This window comes from Elstera litoralis, from assembly GCF_000963705.1.
Classification (GTDB): Bacteria; Pseudomonadota; Alphaproteobacteria; order Elsterales; family Elsteraceae; genus Elstera; species Elstera litoralis.
The window spans coordinates 1-2,893 of the sequence record NZ_LAJY01000496.1; the positions used below are offsets into that span (position 1 = coordinate 1).

A 2,893-nucleotide genomic window follows, 5' to 3' on the forward strand; every position below is an offset into this window, starting at 1 on the left:
TCCACCGGCGGGGTAATCAGGCCGATGGAATTATTGATGATGAACAGCACGCCGAAATAGACGGATCGATCCCGGCAGCTTTGACGATTGGCATCAGCACCGGCGTTAGAATGAGAATCGTCGGCGTCATATCGAGCGCGGTGCCGACGATAACGACGATGGCCATGATCGCCAGCAGCAACAGCGTCTTGTGTTCAATCAGCGGCTCGACCATCGCAACGATTTCATGGGTGATTTCAGCCACGGTAATCAGCCAGGAACCGACAAGGGCGGCGGCGACCAGGAACATGACAATCGCGGTGGTTTGCGCCGCCGAAATAAACAGCTTCGGCAAGTCCGAAAGCTTCAACTCCCGGTAAATGCACGTCGCCACCACGAGCGCGTAAACCGCCACCACGACGGCGGCCTCGGTCGGCGTGAAAATGCCAAAGCGCAGCCCGACGATAATGATGACCGGCAGCATCAGTGCCCAGAAGCCATCAACCAGTGCTTTGAGAACTTCGGACAGCGGTGCGCGCGCTTGGCTCGACGGCGGATCGTTGCGCGTAACCCACCACCAAGCGACGGCAAGGCCGAGCCCGAGCAGGATTCCGGGGAAAATACCGGCGAGGAAGAGTTTCGAGATCGAAACCCCGCCCGTTACCCCAAAGATGACGAAGCCGATGGAGGGCGGGATAATCGGCCCGATGACGCCGCAGGAGGCTATAAGCCCCGCCGAATGGGGGCGGCTATGGCCCGCCCGCACCATCATCGGCACCAGCAGCGCCGCCAGCGCCGCCGCATCGGCCAGGGCCGAGCCGGACAGCGACGAGAGGATGCAGGCCGCCAGAATCGCGACATAGCCAAGCCCGCCGCGCACATGGCCGACCAGGGTCATCGCCACGGTCACGATGCGCCGCGCCAGCCCGCCGCTGTTCATAATCTCGCCCGCGAGCATGAAGAACGGCACTGCCAGCAGCGGAAAACTATCGGCCCCATTGATGAGGTTCTGGGCGATAATCTGACTATCGAACAGGCCGATGTGCAGCATCAGGCCACGCCGGAGAGAAGCAGCGCGAAGGCAATTGGCATCCCAAGGGCCATCGCGGCGAGCAGCGCGCCCGCAAAAACTAGAATGGTCATTGTCGCGCGCCCCTCACTGCTCTTCGGACTCGCGGACGCCGATATACTCATCGGGCGTCAGCTCGCCTTTAAGGGCACGGAGGATTTCGAAGCCTAAAATCGGTAAGGCCGACACGCCGAAAACCACGCCAATTCCATAAAATAACCCAATGGAAAGCCCCGACGCCGACGATGGAACCGTCCAATTGATGAGGGTTTGTGCCCAACTGCCCTTAATCAGCAGCCAGCAGGCCAGCATCATCAGCATATGGCTGACGATGAAGGCCGCTCGCCGCCCTTGCACTGGCAAAGCCCGCACGAGCGTATCGACGCCCAGATGCGCGCGTTCGCGCAGGCCGATCAGCGCGCCCAAAAAAATCATCCAGACGAAAAACCAACGGGATAATTCTTCCGAAACCGTAATTCCGGAGTTCAGCGCATAGCGCAGCACGACATTTCCGAAAACCAAAACCACCATTCCGGCCATGAGCAGGCCAATGATGATCTTGAGAGCGATAAAATATCGCTCCACCCAAATCCGCATTTCGTTTCCTCCGCTCCCCAATTTTTTGGGGATTATTCTCTTTTTGGGAGAGGGCGGCGCGTGTACTCCCGCCTCTCGCAGTACAAAAATGGACGAAACGGTCCAATTGGTCAATGCAAAATTATCGAGATAGTCCATTTACGAAAATTCGCGCGGTGCTATGGTTCGCGGCAGAAGGAGGATCCCCGATGCTGACCGCTGTCAAAGCCGCCGCCAAGCCGAAGCGCCCGACCAACTCCCAAAGCTGGACACAAGACCCCGAAGGCGTGAAGCGCGAGATTCTGGCCGTAGCGCGCGCGGAATTCGTAGAGAAAGGCCTGAGCGGCGCGCGGTCGATGAAATCGCCGCCCGCACTTCGACCGCAAAGCGTATGATTTATTATTATTTCAAGGATAAGGAAGGGCTTTATCTCGCCGTTCTGGAGGAAGCCTATAGCCGCATCCGCGCGCTGGAGCGCACGCTCGACTTAGCGGCCCTACCGCCGAAGGAGGCGCTGGCCACGCTCGCGGGCTTCACCTTCGACTATCATGCCGATAATCCCGATTTCGTCCGACTTGTGATGATTGAGAATATTCATCACGCGAAGCACTTAAAAGCGCTGACAAAAATAACAGAGATCAACCTTTCGGCCATTGCAATGATGTCCGATGTCTACGCGCGCGGGGTTGCCAGCGGCGATTTTAGGCCCGGTATGAACCCATTGGATATTCATCTGACCATCAGCGCGCTCAGCTTTTACAATGTCTCCAACCGCGCGACCATCGAACAGGTTTTCGGACACGATATGGGCGCGGCGGACGCGCGCATCCGCCGCCGGGCGAATGTCATCGATGCGGTGCTCTGCTTTGTGCGCAGGCTGTGAAGCGGGGCGGGGGCGCAGCAAAAAGGGGTTAGCTGACATATTCCCCATTTTGTTACCAGTCAGGTACAGGATATTTCTTCTTTCTGTGTATATTTTGAGAAGATAACTCTTTGATTAGAGGGGCTTGTGGTGGAATTTTCTTGGTCGTTCGAACGAGGGTATTCGGATTAAGAAGAGCCGTTTTACGGAATCGTAAATAATGGGCATTCTACGTCAGGCGGAGGGTGGCGTTCCGATTATCGAGCTATGCCGGGAACACCGGACGAGCAGCGGGACGTTCTATAAATGGCGGACCAAGTACGGGGGTATGGATGCGTCGATGATCTCGGAAACGAAGAGCCTTGAGGATGAAAACCGTTGGCTGAAGAAGATGTTTGCCGAGCTCA

General features: G+C 57.2%; 5 protein-coding genes. 3 read left to right on the forward strand and 2 right to left on the reverse strand.

Going from position 1 to position 2,893, the window contains the following annotated elements:
- Nucleotides 1–16: 16 nt before the first annotated feature.
- Both VZ95_RS16345 and VZ95_RS16350 read right to left on the reverse strand, forming a co-directional pair.
- Nucleotides 17–1,030: a TRAP transporter large permease subunit gene (locus tag VZ95_RS16345; RefSeq protein WP_232302705.1), complete on the reverse strand. Its 1,014-nt coding sequence runs from the start codon at nt 1,028–1,030 to the stop codon at nt 17–19.
- Between the two features lie 105 nt (nt 1,031–1,135).
- Entirely contained in the window at nt 1,136–1,645 is a 510-nt protein-coding gene (locus VZ95_RS16350; RefSeq protein WP_045776807.1) for a TRAP transporter small permease, read from the reverse strand.
- Nucleotides 1,646–1,833: 188 nt separating this feature from the next.
- Here VZ95_RS16350 and VZ95_RS27380 point away from each other — a divergent pair, with 188 nt between their 5' ends.
- The 3 genes from VZ95_RS27380 to VZ95_RS16360 form a co-directional block, all read left to right on the forward strand.
- A complete protein-coding gene (locus tag VZ95_RS27380; RefSeq protein WP_232302706.1) occupies nt 1,834–2,019 on the forward strand; it encodes a hypothetical protein in 186 nt (61 codons plus the stop codon).
- The gene (locus VZ95_RS16355) at nt 2,016–2,507 is read left to right on the forward strand and encodes a TetR/AcrR family transcriptional regulator (protein ID WP_232302707.1); all 492 of its coding nucleotides are present in this window, start codon (nt 2,016–2,018) and stop codon (nt 2,505–2,507) included. Before VZ95_RS27380 ends, VZ95_RS16355 begins: the two co-directional genes overlap by 4 nt.
- A 199-nt stretch (nt 2,508–2,706) precedes the next feature.
- A partial coding sequence (locus VZ95_RS16360; RefSeq protein WP_232302708.1) for a transposase occupies nt 2,707–2,893 on the forward strand: 187 nt, incomplete at its 3' end.